This is a genomic window from Sphingobium sp. KKT206 (assembly GCF_055640555.1).
On record NZ_CM145764.1, the window covers coordinates 1,164,582 to 1,180,035 of the forward strand.

11 protein-coding genes are annotated in these 15,454 nt (G+C 62.7%); 4 read left to right on the forward strand and 7 right to left on the reverse strand.

From position 1 onward, the window contains the following. Positions 1–12 precede the first annotated feature (12 nt). Both glyS and ACZ2HM_RS05440 read right to left on the reverse strand, forming a co-directional pair. The gene (gene glyS / locus ACZ2HM_RS05435) at positions 13–2,466 is read right to left on the reverse strand and encodes a glycine--tRNA ligase subunit beta (RefSeq protein ID WP_470426435.1); all 2,454 of its coding nucleotides are present in this window, start codon (positions 2,464–2,466) and stop codon (positions 13–15) included. 112 nt (positions 2,467–2,578) lie between these two features. Continuing rightward, positions 2,579–3,478: a glycine--tRNA ligase subunit alpha gene (locus ACZ2HM_RS05440; RefSeq protein ID WP_096060751.1), complete on the reverse strand. Its 900-nt coding sequence runs from the start codon at positions 3,476–3,478 to the stop codon at positions 2,579–2,581. A 136-nt stretch (positions 3,479–3,614) separates the two neighbouring features. Here ACZ2HM_RS05440 and ACZ2HM_RS05445 point away from each other — a divergent pair, with 136 nt between their 5' ends. The 4 genes from ACZ2HM_RS05445 to pth all read left to right on the forward strand — a co-directional run bounded on the left by ACZ2HM_RS05445 (position 3,615) and on the right by pth (position 6,873). Further along, entirely contained in the window at positions 3,615–4,520 is a 906-nt protein-coding gene (locus ACZ2HM_RS05445; protein ID WP_470426436.1) for a TraB/GumN family protein, read from the forward strand. A gap of 6 nt (positions 4,521–4,526) precedes the next feature. After that, complete coding sequence (locus tag ACZ2HM_RS05450; RefSeq protein WP_470426437.1) at positions 4,527–5,414, forward strand: TraB/GumN family protein; 888 nt, start codon at positions 4,527–4,529, stop codon at positions 5,412–5,414. Positions 5,415–5,544: 130 nt separating this feature from the next. Then, positions 5,545–6,165 carry a 50S ribosomal protein L25/general stress protein Ctc gene (locus ACZ2HM_RS05455; protein WP_470426438.1) on the forward strand — a complete coding sequence of 207 codons (621 nt, stop codon included), beginning with the start codon at positions 5,545–5,547 and terminating at the stop codon, positions 6,163–6,165. Between the two features lie 138 nt (positions 6,166–6,303). Beyond that, positions 6,304–6,873 (forward strand): aminoacyl-tRNA hydrolase, encoded by a 570-nt coding sequence (gene pth / locus ACZ2HM_RS05460; RefSeq protein ID WP_470426439.1) that lies wholly within the window; start codon positions 6,304–6,306, stop codon positions 6,871–6,873. Positions 6,874–6,956: 83 nt separating this feature from the next. Here the strand turns inward: pth and ACZ2HM_RS05465 are convergent, their stop codons facing one another. From ACZ2HM_RS05465 to ACZ2HM_RS05485, 5 genes are all read right to left on the reverse strand, one after another. Next, positions 6,957–10,187, reverse strand: a complete 3,231-nt coding sequence (locus ACZ2HM_RS05465; protein WP_272945492.1) for a M10 family metallopeptidase — start codon at positions 10,185–10,187, stop codon at positions 6,957–6,959. Positions 10,188–10,518: 331 nt separating this feature from the next. Further along, positions 10,519–10,815, reverse strand: coding sequence for a hypothetical protein (locus tag ACZ2HM_RS05470; protein ID WP_156106021.1), 297 nt, complete (start codon positions 10,813–10,815; stop codon positions 10,519–10,521). A 65-nt stretch (positions 10,816–10,880) separates the two neighbouring features. Then, positions 10,881–12,185 carry an HlyD family type I secretion periplasmic adaptor subunit gene (locus tag ACZ2HM_RS05475; RefSeq protein WP_037472227.1) on the reverse strand — a complete coding sequence of 435 codons (1,305 nt, stop codon included), beginning with the start codon at positions 12,183–12,185 and terminating at the stop codon, positions 10,881–10,883. Next, positions 12,182–13,909: an ATP-binding cassette domain-containing protein gene (locus ACZ2HM_RS05480; protein WP_470426440.1), complete on the reverse strand. Its 1,728-nt coding sequence runs from the start codon at positions 13,907–13,909 to the stop codon at positions 12,182–12,184. The genes ACZ2HM_RS05475 and ACZ2HM_RS05480 overlap by 4 nt, the downstream gene beginning before the upstream one ends. After that, entirely contained in the window at positions 13,906–15,303 is a 1,398-nt protein-coding gene (locus ACZ2HM_RS05485) for a TolC family protein (RefSeq protein WP_081912713.1), read from the reverse strand. The genes ACZ2HM_RS05480 and ACZ2HM_RS05485 overlap by 4 nt, the downstream gene beginning before the upstream one ends. Positions 15,304–15,454 lie beyond the last annotated feature (151 nt).

Consider the following 15,454-nt stretch of genomic DNA (forward strand, 5'->3'; position numbering starts at 1 on the left):
CATTTCGTTGCGTCAGCCCGCAATCTTTGAAAAGTCGGCGACGCTATGGACGGCGTCACGCACCCGCGCCAGCAGCGCAAGGCGGGCCGAGCGCTTGGTGGGATCAGCGTCGTTGACCGTCACGCTTTCAAAGAAGGCGTCGATGGGCGCGCGGAGGGTGGCGAGCGCCGCCATAGCGCCCTCGAAATCCTCCGCCGCCACCGCCTGCGCCGTGCGCGGTTCCGCCACGTCGAGCGCGGCGATGAGCGCAGCTTCGGCTATTTCGGGCGTGTAGGACAGCGGGAATTTGCTGCTCTCCTGCGCTTCGTCACCCCGGACTTGATCCAGGGTCCCGCTGCCTTCGGGCGCGGCGGAAGAAGAAAGCGGGACCCCGGCTTTCGCCGGGGTGACGGTGGTGGGTTGGGCGGGCGCTTCCTTCTTGAGGATGTTCGCGGCGCGCTTGTAACCCGCGAGCAGGTTCGCGCCGTCGTCGGTCGCGACGAAGGATTGCAGCGCATGGACGCGGGCGAGCAGGCGGACGAGATCATCCTCGCCACCGAGTGCAAACACGGCGTCGATCAGGTCGTGACGAACCCCGGCTTCGCGTTGCTGGACTTTGAGGCGGTCGGCGAAGAAGTCCGAAACAGCACGGTCAAAATCGGCATAAACGGACAAGTTATCTTCAAATTCTTTGGCGGCGATAGCTTCCATTTCTTGCGCATTATTAGCAGGCAATTGCCTCGCCATATTAAGCTTTGCTCGTCGAATTTGACGGAAGTATTCGAATGGGGCACCAACATAGGTCAGTTCCAGTGCCTGGTCTACAAAAGGCACTTGAAACTCATCAACATATAAATGTTTTCTAGCTTGCAACCAAATTGCCGAAACTGGATTGCGTAAACCGAGCCGCAATTCGTTCCGACTAATCAACTCAATAACTGCTAGCGCTGCACGCCTAATTGCAAACGGATCTTTTGACCCGGTCGGCTTTTCATCAATTGCAAAGAAAGAAGCCAAAGTATCCAGCTTATCCGCCAAACTCACCGCCACCGTGACCGGCGCAATCGGCACGTCGTCGCCTTGGCCGACCGGCTTGTAATGGTCGCGGATGGCGTCGGCTACGGCGTCGGGCAGGCCTTCGGCGCGGGCGTAGTAGCCGCCCATGATGCCTTGCAATTCGGGGAACTCGCCGACCATTTCGGTGACGAGGTCGGCCTTGCAGAGCTTAGCGGCGTCATACGCAAGCTGCGCCAATTCACTCCCCTCCCCTTCAGGGGAGGGGCTGGGGGTGGGGGCTATCATCTTGGCGTCGCGTGTGGGGATGGCCCCCACCCCAACCCCTCCCCTGAAGGGGAGGGGCTTTTCCGTAACGATCCCCTCTTCCACCAACCACCGCGCCAGCTTCGCCACCCGCTCGACCTTGTCGGCCACCGTCCCCAGTTTCTCGTGGAAGGTGATGCGTTCGAGTTTCTTGGCGTGGTCGTCCAGCCGGGTCTTGCGGTCCTGCTCCCAGAAGAAGCGTGCGTCGCTCAAGCGCGCGGCCAGCACTTTGCGGTTGCCCGCGATGATAGCGGCGCCGCCATCCTTGGCGTCGATATTGGCGGTGCAGATGAAGGCGGGGGCGAGTTTGCCCGCGCCGTCGCGCAGCACGAAATATTTCTGGTTGATGCGCAGGGTTAGCTGGATGACTTCAGGCGGCACCTCAAGAAAAACGGGGTCGAAATCGCCAAGCAGCGGCACCGGCCATTCGGTCAGGCCCGCATTTTCCGCGACGAGGCCCTTGTCCTCAATGACGGTGTAGCCATGGGCGGCGGCGGCCTGCGCGGCCTTGCCCGCGATGATCGCCTGGCGTTCCTGATGACTGACAATGACATGGCAGGCGCGCAGCTTTTGCGCATAGTCGCCCGCCCCGCCGATGGTGATTTCGGCCGGGTGGTGGAAGCGATGGCCGAGCGTCGCATAGCCGCTGCGGATGCCATCGATCTCGCAGTCGATCAGTTGCTCGCCCAGGATCGCGACGATGCCCTGCAACGGGCGGACCCAGCGCAGGCTTTCGGTCGTCTGCGACGCTGTGCCCCAGCGCATGGATTTGGGCCAGGGGAAGGCGCGGATGATGGCGGGGATGGCTTGCGCCAATACCTCTGCGGTAGCGCGGCCCGGCTTGCTGACGACGGCAAACCAGATGCCGCCTCGGTCTTCGAGCTGATCCTGGGTCAGGCCGGTCTTGCGCAGGAAGCCTTCTAGCGCCTGGGGCGGTGCGCTGGTGCGCGGGCCTTTATGCTCTTCGCTGACGGCGGCGGTTTCGAGCGGCAGATCGCGGGCGATGAGCGCCAGGCGGCGGGGCGTGACGAAGCTGTCGATGCGGCCCGGCGTCAGGCCGGATTTCGCCAGTTCCTCGGTAAAGAGGCGCGCGAGATCGTCGCTGGCCTTGAGCTGCATGCGCGCGGGAATTTCTTCGCAGCGCAGTTCGAGGAGGAAGTCGGTCATATTTCATTCTTCCGTTCGTCTCGAACGAAGTCGAGAGACGTGGAGGACAGGTCGCGCGAGCGTGTCTCGACTTCGCTCGACACGAACGGATGTAGGGTGCAACTCACAAGGCTCACACCACCCACCCCGGAAATTTCGCGCTCCAAGCATCGCTATTGCTGGCGATCCATGCTTCGCAGCTGCCCTTCGCCATGTCGCGGACCTGGCCCATATAGCTGGCGCGTTCCTGTACGGAGATGACGCCGCGCGCCTGGAGCAGGTTGAAGACGTGGCTGGCCTTGATGGCTTGGTCATAGGCGGCGAGTGGCACGCCATTGTCGATGCAACTGCGCCATTCGGACTGGCAATCCTTGAACCAGCGGAACAGTTTTTCGGTGTCGGCGACCTCGAAATTCCATTTCGACATCTGTTGTTCGTTCGCCAGGAACACGTCGCCGTACGTCACCCCGGCATCGTTGAATTTCAGGTCATAGACGCTGTCGACGCCCTGAATATACATGGCGAGCCGTTCGAGGCCGTAGGTGAGTTCGCCCGCGACCGGCTTGCAGTCATAGCCGCCCATCTGCTGGAAATAGGTGAATTGCGTGACTTCCATGCCGTCGCACCACACTTCCCAGCCCAAGCCCCAGGCGCCGAGCGTCGGGCTTTCCCAGTCATCCTCGACAAAGCGGATGTCGTGGACCAGCGGGTCGATGCCGATTTCCACCAGGCTGCCGAGATACAGCTCCTGCAGATTGGCGGGGCTGGGCTTCATGATCACCTGATATTGGTAATAATGCTGGAGCCGGTTGGGGTTTTCGCCATAGCGGCCGTCAGTCGGGCGGCGGCTGGGCTGGACATAGGCGGCGTTCCAAGGCTGCGGGCCGAGTGCGCGCAGGGTGGTGGCGGGGTGGAAGGTGCCCGCGCCGACTTCCATGTCATAGGGCTGGAGGATGACGCAGCCCTGTTTCCCCCAATAGGCATGGAGGGTCAGGATGAGGTCCTGGAAGGAAAGCGCTTTGCCTTCGGCCACGAATAGTCCTTCGCGAAATGGTCGGTTTTGCTGGCTCGCGCCTTGGCGCATGGGGCCGATAGGGTCAAGGGCGGGACGCAGCGAAACAGGGTTAAGCGGCTTGCCCTTGCGCCATCCACCCCGCATGGTCGGGGCTATGAAGATGCTTGCTTATCTGGCCCATGGCCTTGCCGCCGCGCTGTTGCTGACCAGCGGCCCCGTGGCCGCCCGCCCTGCCCCGCCCGCGACCCATGTTGCGACGCCCGCCCTGTGGCGGGTGCAGGATGCGGACACGACGCTGTATCTGTTCGGCACCGTGCATGTGATGAAGCCGGGCGTGGACTGGTTTCGCGGCGGGGTGAAGGCCGCGTTCGAGGGATCGGACGAGTTGGTGCTGGAGATTATCGAGCCGGACGATCCCAATGCGATGGGCGCGATCATGATGCCTAAGGCGCTGGCGCAGGATGGCGTGGCGCTGTCCGACCGGCTGACGCCGGAGGCACGGGAGAAATATCGCGCGGCGATGGCGGCGAATGGCCTGCCCGCTCCGGCGTTCGACCGGATGAACCCGTGGATGGCGGGCATGGCGCTGGCCGTCGCGCCGCTGGCGAAGATGGGCTATCAGGCGGATCTGGGCGCGGAGAAGATTTTGCGCTCGGCGGCGTTGAAGGCAGGCAAGCGGGTCGAGGCGCTGGAAACGGTCGAGCAGCAAATTGATTTCTTTGCGACGTTGCCGATGGAACAGCAGCTCGCCTTCCTGAACGCGACTGTCGATGGCTTGCCGGAGATGGAGACGGAGTTTGCCGCCTTGTTGCGCCACTGGCAGGCGGGCGACCCGGAGAAGCTAGGCACATCGATGCACGAGTCGCTGGAGGCGACGCCGGAACTCGCGCAAATATTGCTGATCGGGCGCAATGCGAACTGGGCGCAATGGATAAAGGCGCGGATGTCGACGCCGGGGACGATATTCGTCGCGGTCGGCGCGGGGCATCTGGCGGGCAAGGGCAGCGTGCAGGATCAGTTGAAGACGCTGGGCATCACCGCCCGGCGGATCAAGGAGTAAGCGACGATGCGGCGGTTCACCCATTTCCTGGCGCTGTGCGCGCTGACGCTGGTTGCGGCCTGTGGGCAGGAGGGCAGTCCCAAACCGGAGGCCGCGCAAGCTGGCCCGGCGCTGTGGCAGGTGTCGCGCGGCTCCATGAAGGGCTGGCTGTTCGGCACCATCCATGTGCTGCCCAAGGGGGTGGCGTGGGAGACGCCGACGATCAGCGAAGCGATGGCGCAGGCGGATCGGCTGGTGCTGGAAGCGGCGGATTTGCAGGACGAGCAAAAGACGCTGGCATTGTTCGAATCTATGGGGCGCAGTCCCGGCCTGCCGCCGCTCGACCAGCGCGTGCCGGAGGAAGACCAAGCCGCGCTCGTCAGGGCGGTGGCGGATGGCGGCACCAGCACGCAGATGCTGTCGGGCTATGAAAGCTGGGCAGCCGCGATGCTGTTGTCGGCGGCGAGCCAGCAGGCGCTCAAGGTGAGCCAGGATGATGGCGTGGAGCCGGTGTTGATCGCGGCGTTCAAGAAGGCTGGCAAGCCGATTGGCGGGCTGGAAACGGTGGAGCGGCAGTTCGCTGCCTTCGACACATTGCCCGATGCGGCGCAGGCGAAGCTGCTGGTGCAGACGGTGCATGAGACCAAGGATATGAAGGCCCTGTTCGACCGCATCCTGACCGCCTGGCGCAAGGGCGACATGGAGGCGATCGCCAAGGAGGACCAGAATGGCGAACAGCCCGATCCGGTAGTCGAGGAAGCCGTGCTGGTTGCGCGCAACCGTGACTGGGTGAAGGCGATCGCGCCGATGACGGGGCGGCCCTTCATCGCGGTGGGCGCCGGGCATCTGACGGGGCCGGAAAATCTGATCGAGTTGCTCAAGGCTAGGGGCTTTGCGGTGACGCGGGTGCAGTAAAGCATAGGCGCGGCATGATGTCCGCCCTTGCCTTTTGCCCAATTTCTGTTAATGGCGCGCCTTCCCGCCATGGTCATCCCTGGAGGCGTGGCGGGACAATGTAACTCAAACCAGCTTTTGGAGACACGCAATGAGCGAGCAGCTTACGCTGTCGGCCGAGGCACGCGATCGGGCAGGCAAGGGAGCCTCCCGCGCCCTCCGCCGTGAGGGCCGCGTACCCGCCGTCATCTATGGAATGAACGAAGAACCCCAGTCGATCCACGTCGAGGAAAAACTCCTCAACAAGCTGCTGGGCACCGGTCATTTCTTCAATTCGGTCATCATGGTTGACGTCGGTGGCAAATCCATCCGCACGCTCGCCAAGGACGTGGCCTTCCACCCCGTGTCTGACCGTCCGCTGCACGCCGATTTCCTGCGCGTTTCGGAACATGCCAGTGTCACCGTCGCAGTGCCGGTGCGCTTCGAAAATGAAGACGCATCGCCCGGCCTCAAGAAGGGTGGCGTGCTGAACGTCGTTCGTCATGATGTCGAACTGATCGTCGATGCCGCCGAAATCCCCGAAGATGTCGTGGTCGACCTGACCGGCTTCGAAGTCGGCGATTCGATCCACATCAGCGCGGTCAAGCTGCCCAAGGGCGCCAAGGCAGCGATCGACGATCGCGACTTCACCATCGCGACGATCGTGGCCCCGTCCGCGCTCAAGAGCGCCGAGGGTGAAGGTGAAGCCGAGGCGGAAGCCACGGCCGAATAAGCCGGACGCCGTCAGTCAGACGGTTTTGCTCAACCCCGTTCGGGCTGAGCTTGTCGAAGCCCTTTCCTGGTCGAACAGGAAAATCGGCCGATCGACAGGCTCAGGGCGAACGGGGTTTTGCTTTTCTGGAGAGTGAAGATGCAAATCTGGGTGGGCCTGGGCAATCCAGGCACGCAATATGCGATGCACCGACATAATGTCGGCTTCATGGTCGCGGACCTGATCGCCGACCTGCATCGCTTTTCGCCGCCCAGGAAGCAGTTTCAGGGCTGGGTGCAGGAAGGACGGATCGGCACGGAGAAAATCCTGCTGCTGAAACCCGCGACCTTCATGAACGAAAGCGGCCGATCGGTGGGCGAGGCGATGCGCTTCTACAAGCTGACGCCGCAGGACGTGACGGTCTTTCACGACGAACTCGACCTGGTGCCGATGAAGGTGAAGGTCAAGCGCGGCGGCGGCAATGCCGGGCATAATGGCCTGCGATCGACCGACGCGCATATCGGCGCGGACTTTCGCCGGGTGCGGATCGGCATCGGCCATCCCGGCCATAAGGACAAGGTCCATGGCTATGTGCTGGGCAATTACGCCAAGAGCGAGATGGACGCGCTCGCCGCGATGCTGGGCGCGATCGGGGCCGAGGCGGAGTGGCTGGCCAAGGGCGATGATGCGCGCTTCATGAACGAAGTCGCGTTGCGGCTGGCGGACTGAGCGCCAAAGGGAAACGGCGTCCGACAGGGTGCCGGACGCCGCTTCCTATGGGCAGGAGGGGTTGGCCCCCTGCCCTTGCTACATCAGACGATCACGAACTCGGCGTTGGTCATCGCCAGGCCGGTGGAGATGGAGGCGAACTGCACCGCAGCCCCCGCCCCATTGCCATCCGCATCGAACAGCAGCGCGCCGGTGGCGCTGTTGTAGATGATCCGGTCACTGGCATCGGCGGCGCCTGCCCCGATGCGGAACGCCGCAGCGGTCAGTACCCCGACCGGCAAGCCACCAAAGGCCGCCGAATTCAGCCTGAACTGGTCGTTCGCCACCGAATAATCAGTGATGGTGTCGAGATTGGCAGTCAGACCATTCATGAAGGCGAAGATGTCGTTGCCGGCACCACCGGCCATCGTGTCGTTCCCCGAACCGCCGCTCAGCACATCATTGCCGCCGCCGCCTTCCAGCGTATCATTGCCGCCACCGCCGATCAGTTCGTCGTTGCCAGCACCGCCCTTGATGACGTTATTGGCGGAGCTGCCGGTCAGCACATCGTTGAAGGCCGAACCGTTGATATTCTCCATCAACGCGACGGTGTCCGTACCGGCACCGCCGGTCACCTGCGCGGCCGCGACCGACAGGCTGACCGTGACGGCCGAGGTTGCATTGACATAGCTGAGCGTGTCGATGCCGTTGCCGCCGTTGATGATATCATCGCCAGCGCCCCCTTCGAGCAAGTCATCCCCATCGAAGCCGAACAGGATGTCGTTGCCATTTTCGCCGGTCAGCTTGTTGTTGCCACTGTTCCCGTTGAGCGCATTGTCGAGGGCGTTCCCCGTGAGGCTGGAACCCGACGTCCCCGTCAGGGTCGCATTTTCGACGGCGCGACCAACCAGCGTGTAGGTCACGGACGAATAGATCAGGTCCGTACCGGCACCCGACGATTCGATGACATTGTCGCTCGCCGTATCGACATAATAAATGTCGTTGCCAGCGCCGCCATTCATGATGTCGACGCCCGTGCCGCCATCCAGAATGTCATCGCCATCGCCACCGATCAGCGTGTCTGCGTCTCCCAGGCCATAGAGCGCGTCATTGCCTGCATTACCAACCAGTCTATTGGCTTCACCCGACCCAACCAACGTATCATTGGCCGCGTTACCGATGACGTTTTCAATACTGGACAGGCTGATAGGCCCCGACCCGCCCGGTGTGTATGTGAACGTGCCGTCAGTGAGATTGACAGTGGCCGTCGAACTGATGCCGGTGATGTCGAACGTATCGGAGCCTGCGCCGCCGACATAGATTTCGCCATAACCACCATTCCAGCCGCTCACGAGCCGGAACGTATCGTCACCTGCCTCACCATAGATGATATCGATGCCACTGCCGCCGTCAAAGACATCATTACCGTCGCCACCTATCAACAGGTCGTTGCCGTCGCCGCCATTGATGATGTCATTGCCGGTGCCGCCGTAAATCATGTCGGTGCCGCTGCCGCCGTTCAGCGTATCATCCCCCGCCTCGCCATAGAGCGTATCATCTCCAGCATTGCCGTTGATGACGTTGGCGGACGCATTGCCGGTGATGGTGTCTGCCAATTGCGTGCCATCGACATTTTCGACAGCCGTAATCGTCCAGGGACCGCCATAAAGCGGATTATACTGCCAGCTACCCGACGTTAGATTGACGGTCGAGCCATAGATCGTCGTAATCTGGCTGAGGTCCAGCCGATCGACGCCGGAGCCGCCATCGATATTGTCGCCGAACTCCGTCGCCGACCCCGTTTGGCGAACTATGAAGACATCGTTCCCTGCCTCACCATAAATCGAATCGCCGAAGTAGCCGCCGTAGATGGTGTCATTGCCATTGCCGCCATAGACAACGTCCGTGCCGTCGCCAGCATCGAGTATGTCGTTCCCGTCGCCGCCATAGAGGGTATCGTCGCCCTGGCTGCCATCCAGCACGTCATCGCCCGACCCGCCATATAGCGTATCATTGCCCAATCCGCCGTTGAGCACATCGCTGCCGCCATTGCCGTTCAGCACGTTATCGGCCTGGTTACCGGTGATCGTGTCGTTGCCCGACCCGCCATTGGCGTTTTCGATCAAGGATGCGGTGTTGCCGCCGAACAGCAGCGCATTGAAGATGTTGCCGCGGGCATAATTGCCATCGCCCAGATAAGCGATCTGCGCGCTGCTGAACGTCGAATGGCCGCCGGGATTGAGATCCAGCGTCAGATTGCTGGTATAGTTGGACAGATTATAGGTATCGATGCCGCCACCGTCCCAGATGGTCGCGAAGATGCGGTTGCCGCCTGGATCGATCGCGACAGACCCGTTGATCAGGGTTTCGCCGCCGGTCTGGCTCCAGGTATAGACGGTGTTGCCCGAATTGACCGAATAGTCGGCCCCGTACATCGTCTGCAAAGCCAGGATGTCGAGCATCATATAGCTTTGCGGCGCACCCCATTGTTCATAGGAATAGCCGCCGGTCAGCGGATCGCCGATATAGCTGCGATAGGTCATGACCGTGAACTCGATCGAGTCCCAAGCCGTTGGCAGTGCGCCATAGGCTCCGCCGGTCTGGCCATGCGCCAGACCCAGCGAATGGCCGAGTTCATGGAACATGGTGTGCCAGGCATAGTTGCCCGCCGTCGGCGTCTTCAGCGAATTGACGGTGCCGTCATAGCCGTTGCCGAAGAAGGTGTCCCCGCCATAGATGCTGTTGCTGGGATAATAAGCATAAGCCGTGCCAGGGTCGCTGGAGTTGGCACCGCGGATCGTCGCAATCGCCGAGCCTGCGCCATCATAGGAGAGGCCCAAATTCGTAAAGGATTCGACGCCAAAAGCGGTCGCCGCGTTGGACTGCGTGATAGCCGTCGAATTTAGCGCAGTATGAAAGGCGAGCGTCTGTTGCGCGGTGAACTGTGAAAAGCCTTCATTCTGGGCGCTGATGCCATCAACGTCAGCGTCAGAATTATAGCCAGCCTGATAATCAGCGGCAGAATCCGTGTCGCTATAATAGACCGTCTGGCTCGGATCCCATTTGATGCCGCTGAACAACCCGTCGATGATCTGGTTGCCCGTAGCCGCCTGCGTCAGCGTCGTGTTGCCATTACCATTTTCCTGCGGCGCGTCGAGATTGCCTGGCGCGCCGGTGCTGACCGGTTCGGGCATGACGTCCTGGGGATAAAGCAGCCTGATTTCGCTGCGCACTTGTTCGTTGTTCGAAAGAGACCAGATGTCCGATACATCCGTGAAAGAGGACGGCGTGTCGAATGGCGACACCGTGTCATCTTCGTCTCTCAACTTGGCCATAAGGGGGCCGCCCTCGGTGATCCTAAGCATACATCCTCCTGCAAAATTGCGTTGGATGACACGTTAACTGTGCCTTTTTAGGCGACCACTATGGAGCGACGTAATGGCACCATTATAGGTAACTTCCAAGCGATAGATTTCTCAATCATTACAAGATGATGCTAAGTCAATATTTCTATGCTATTGAAATTAAAACCATTATTTCAACAGCTCCACCCGCCGGAAATAGAATTTATTTCAAAGATGTTGGGCGCGACTGGACCATGATGGGTCACTTCCGAAAAGGGACCATAAGCAGGATCGAAAAGCGCGGGCGATGCGGTGGCGAGACCTAACGCGGCCCGTCCTGACGGAGACGCTCTGCCCGCCGTTCAGCTTCGCGCGCCAAGGCATGGCCGGGGTGCCGTTCGGCAAAGAGGCGATAGGCTGCCTCGCTATTGCGCCGTTGTGCGTCCTCAAACTGTTCGCGAACGGCGACTTCCGGGTCGCCGGGTGGTCGCATGATACCGCCGGTGCCAGGCGGCGCTTCATAAGATTGCTGGCGTGGGGCAGCCGGTCGCGCTGCGGCGCAAGCGGACAGGCTCAGGCACCCCGCTATCAAAACGACACGAGCAATAGGATGACGCATAGGAAAATCCCTCGACAAGCGAGTGCAGCTTTACCAGATTTCCACGTCGCGCTCAATGAACGCCCCTATTCGCGAAACGCCGTCTCGCTCAGGCGGGTGATGGGGGTGAAGATGTAAGCAAGGATCGAACGCTTGTCGCCCAGCAGATTGACTTCGGCCCCCATGCCGGGACCGATGGGCAGGTCGCGCCCGGCCGAGTCCTTCATCCCCGTGGCGGTGGTGCGAACGCGCACGACATAATGACTTTCGCCCGTGCGTTCGTTCACCACCGCGTCGGGCGACACGGCAATGACGGCACCGGGCATCGATCCATAGACCGCGCTATCATAGGCGGAGATATGGACCTTCGCCCGCTGGCCGAGCTTGACCGACGCGATGTCCTTGGCCGCGACCATCGCCTCGACAATCAACGTATCGCGCGCGGGCACCATTTCGAGCAGCGGGTCGCCGGGGCGCACGCTGCCGCCGACGGTCGTCACGAAGACGCGGTTGATGCGTCCGTCCATCGGCGCCTTGAGCGTCGTGCGTTCGAGCCTGTATTTATAGGCCGGCATCGTCGCCTGCCGCACCGACATTTCCGCGCGCGCGGCGGTCAGTTCCCCGGCGGCGCGCGCCAGCCAGTCTCGCTTTTGCTGGAGCGCGCTGGCCTGCGCCTCGGCCAGCAGCGAATGGGCGCGGCTGAGTGCGGCGGCGGCCCCCTGCGCGTCGCTGGTCGACATGCTGAAGGCATTTTGCGCCTGCAGCAAGGTGCGGCGCGGCTCGATCCCCTCCTGCACCAGTGGCCGCACCAGGTCGAGATCGGCACGCGCTGTTTCGCGGGCGGAGATGCGCGCGTCCTGCGCCGCGCTGGCTTCGGCGATGGTGCGCGACGCCTGCGCGATGCGGGCGGTGCCGACGCTGGACAAGGCGGCGAGTTCGGCCATGCGCGATCGGTAAAGGCTTTGCTCGACCTCGATCTGGCTCGCCATCTGGGCGTTGCGCGGCTGCGGGAAGCGCGGCGAGCGGCCCGCAATCTCGGCTTCCAGGCGGATGATCTTGAACTGCAGCGAGTCGCTGCTGGATCGATTGCTCTCCAGCTCCGCGCCCGGCTGGATCGGGCTGAGCCGGACCAGCGCCGTGCCCTGCTTCACATCCTGGCCCGTGCGCACCATGATCGATTCGACCACGCCGCCTTCCAGATTGGAGATGATCTGCAATTGCGAGCTGGGGATGACCCGGCCATTGGCGCGGACGGTCCGGTCGATTTCCGTGAGCCAGGCCCAGAGCAGAAATATCAGCACGAACGCGGCGATGGTCCATAGGATGATGTTCGCCGGCACGCGGGGCTTGATATAGGTCGCAGGCTCCTGCGTCAGCGCCCGGCCGGTCATGCCGCTTTTCCTCTGGTCAGTTTTTGCAGCACGGCATCGCGCGGACCATCCGCCACGATCCGGCCTTTGTCGAGCACGACGATCCGATCGACCAGCGCCAGCAGGGAGGTGCGATGGGTGATCAACATCAGCGTGCGCCCCTGCACTTCGGGGTGCAAGCGGGTGATGAGTTCCGCTTCGGTCTGTGCGTCCATCGAACTGCTGGGTTCATCGAAGATGAGGATTTGCGGGCGCCCCGCCAGCGCGCGGGCGATCGCGATCGACTGGCGCTGGCCACCCGACAGGCCATCGCCGCGATCGGTCAGGCGCAGGTCATAGCCGTTGGTGATCGGCCCCATGAAGCGATGCGTGCCGCTGATCTCCGTCGCGCGGATCATCTCCTCCTGATCCACGACGGCGCGGTCCAGGCAGATATTCTGGCGCACCGTTCCGGCGATCAGCACATTATCCTGCATCCCCGCGCCGATCAGGCGGCGCAATTCGATGGGGTCATATTGGCGCACGTCGATACCATCGATCATGATGACGCCATCTTCGGGTTCGTAGAGGCCGAGGACCAGTCGGGCGAGCGTGGACTTGCCGGACCCGACACGCCCCAAAAATCCGACCCGTTCGCCCGGCGCGATCGTCAGATTGACCTGCTCCAACGCCTTTTCGGGCGAACCGGGATAGCGGAATCCGACATTGCGCAATTCTATCTGCCCGCGCAGCACGCCGGGGTGGAGCGCATCGCCCTGCGGCCCTTCGGTGGGCGCGTCCATCAGCGCGTTGATCTGCCGATAGGCGACGCGCGTGGCGGACAGGCGCGACAGGAGCGTCGCGATCTGCGCCAGCGGCGCAAGCGCACGGCCACACAGGATGGAGCAGGCGAGCAGCGCCCCGGTCGTAATCTCGTTGCTGCGCAGAAGGCCGACGCCCACAATGATGATACCGCAATAGGCGATGGTGGATGCGCTATTGGCGACCGTCATCGGGACGGAGGAGATCAGTCGCTGGCCAAGCGAGCTTTCCGAATGGCTGATCAGTGCCTTGCGCCAGCGCCCGCTCAGCATCGGTCCGGCCCCGATCGCCTTGACCGTTTCCAGGCTGCCGATGGTTTCGACCAGCACCGATTGCTTGAGCAGGCCATCGCCCAGGCTGCGCGACGACATGCGGTCGAGCGCAGGCGTGGTGACGATGCCCGACAGGATGACGAGGGGGATCATCGCCAGCGGCAGGACCACCAGCACGCCGCCCAGCATGGCGATCACCGCCAAGGTGACGAAGATGAAGGGGACGTCGATCAGCGCAGTCAGCGTGACTGAGGCGAAGAAGTCGCGCAACGTCTCCAGTTCGCGCATCAGCCCGGTGAGCGCGCCGGTCGATCCCCGCCGATGATCGAGCCGTAGCGCGAGCAGCTTGGCGAACAGCGTTTCGCCGACATCATGGTCGATATTGGCGCCGGCGACATCGACGAAATAGACGCGCAGCAACCGCAGCACGAAATCGAAGATGATCACGAAGACCAGGCCGATGCTCAGCCCCACAAGCGAGGCGGCACCATCATTCGGGACGATCCGGTCATAGACGGTCATGGTAAAGAGCGCCGACACGAGTGCGAAGATGTTGATCAGCGCGGCAGCGACCGCGACCTTCATATAGATGCCGCGATTGCGCATCATCGGTGCAATCAGCCAGGGGGCGAAGCGGCGCTTGCCGGTGGCGAGCAGAGGCTCTTCATTCATGGTCTGGCGGCCCCGTCGGAGGAATCGACCGCGATCGACAGTTCGTCCAGCAACTGGCCCGCTCTGGCCAGCAGGACGAAGCGCGACAGGTCGCGCTCCGCCAATGTCTGCACATAGGTCGCGATGGATGCGAAATAATTGTCTTCGGACGTGATGACATCGAACAAGGTGCCGCCCGACGATGCGAAGCGTGCGGCATAGACGTCGCGGCTATCGCGGCTAGCAAGATAGGTCGCCTGCGCTGCCTTCAACTGCGCGTCGAGCCCGCGCATGTCGCTCCAGGCCATCTCCGCGTCGCGCAGCGCCTCGCGCCGGACCCGCGCGGCATAGGCGTCGGCGGCATCGGCGCGCGCGGTCGCCTGATCCGCCTTCGCATTGATCCCCGCACCAAGCTGGGCACGGATGATCAGGCGGCCGCGAATGTCATAGTCGCCCGGATTTTCGAACACGCCATAGCGGCCCGCATCCACCCCGGCGGCAATCGTCGGCAGTCGGTCGGACCGCACGGCCCGCGCATCCTGCCGCGCGGCGCGCGCTTCGGCCTCGGCCTTCAGCACGGTCGGCGAGCGCAGGATCAGCGTTTCCAGCGATTCGCGGCTGCTGGCATCCATTGGCGGCACGGGCGCGCGCATCAGGTCGACGGGCGCGTCATGCCCGGCCAGCGCGCGATATTGCGCTTCGGCACTGGCCCGATCACGCTGATACATGGCGAGCCGGGTCTGGACCGAGGCGATCGAACTGTCGATGCGGGGCAGGTCGCCCCGCGCGGAAAAGCCCTGCTCGATGCGGCGCTCGACCGCGGCCCGCAGGCGCATTTGCCGCACGCCATAATCGATCGCGGCCCGCTCCATCAGCCGCTGCGCCAGGATGGAATACCAGGCGGTGACGGTGCGCAACGCGACATCGGTGCCATAGCCCATGATGCCGGACCGCGCCGCTTCGACCCGCGCATTGCCCGCATTGATGCGGCTCGACGCCGCGCCGAAATCGAGGAGCCGCTGCCGTAGCGAAGCCGTGGCGTCGGTACGCCCTTCAGGGCGGGATCGTTCGACGATATTGCCGGGATCGTTGGAGAAATTGCGCGCGAACGAGCGATGCGCGTCCACGCTCAGGTCGAGTGTCGGGAAGATCGCCGAACGCGCCTGCACCCGCGCCGCCTGCGCCTCGCGCTCGCCCGCGCGGGCCTCGTCCATCAGCGCATTGGTCTGAACCGCCGATTCGATCTCCGCGCGAAACTGGTCCGGCGGTCCGACACGGTCGACCAGATCGATCAACGGATCGGCCTGCACCGGATGGCTGAAAGGTGTCGGATTGGGCGGGAGGATGAGACTGCCCTGCGCCCATGCGGCGGACGAACAACTGCAGCAGGCCAACAACGCCATGCGCGTCATCATGCCCCTATGCCACCGGCCAAACAGGTTGGACCGCCCCCCAGGCAGCCTATCGATCAACAAAAAACCCCACCCCAAAATCACATAATGGTTATCCCAACATGAGCTTTGCGACCCCAGTTAAGACCATGTTCGGGTGTAATGCGACGCTATA

Coding starts and splice junctions, on each gene's coding strand:
- ACZ2HM_RS05455 (WP_470426438.1), top strand. CDS start 5,545: ATGAGCGAGCAGCTTACGCTGTCGGCCGAGGCACGCGATCGGGCAGGC.
- glyS (WP_470426435.1), bottom strand. CDS start 2,466: ATGACCGACTTCCTCCTCGAACTGCGCTGCGAAGAAATTCCCGCGCGC.
- pth (WP_470426439.1), top strand. CDS start 6,304: ATGCAAATCTGGGTGGGCCTGGGCAATCCAGGCACGCAATATGCGATG.
- ACZ2HM_RS05465 (WP_272945492.1), bottom strand. CDS start 10,187: ATGGCCAAGTTGAGAGACGAAGATGACACGGTGTCGCCATTCGACACG.
- ACZ2HM_RS05470 (WP_156106021.1), bottom strand. CDS start 10,815: ATGCGTCATCCTATTGCTCGTGTCGTTTTGATAGCGGGGTGCCTGAGC.
- ACZ2HM_RS05480 (WP_470426440.1), bottom strand. CDS start 13,909: ATGAATGAAGAGCCTCTGCTCGCCACCGGCAAGCGCCGCTTCGCCCCC.
- ACZ2HM_RS05475 (WP_037472227.1), bottom strand. CDS start 12,185: ATGACCGGCCGGGCGCTGACGCAGGAGCCTGCGACCTATATCAAGCCC.
- ACZ2HM_RS05445 (WP_470426436.1), top strand. CDS start 3,615: ATGAAGATGCTTGCTTATCTGGCCCATGGCCTTGCCGCCGCGCTGTTG.
- ACZ2HM_RS05485 (WP_081912713.1), bottom strand. CDS start 15,303: ATGATGACGCGCATGGCGTTGTTGGCCTGCTGCAGTTGTTCGTCCGCC.
- ACZ2HM_RS05450 (WP_470426437.1), top strand. CDS start 4,527: ATGCGGCGGTTCACCCATTTCCTGGCGCTGTGCGCGCTGACGCTGGTT.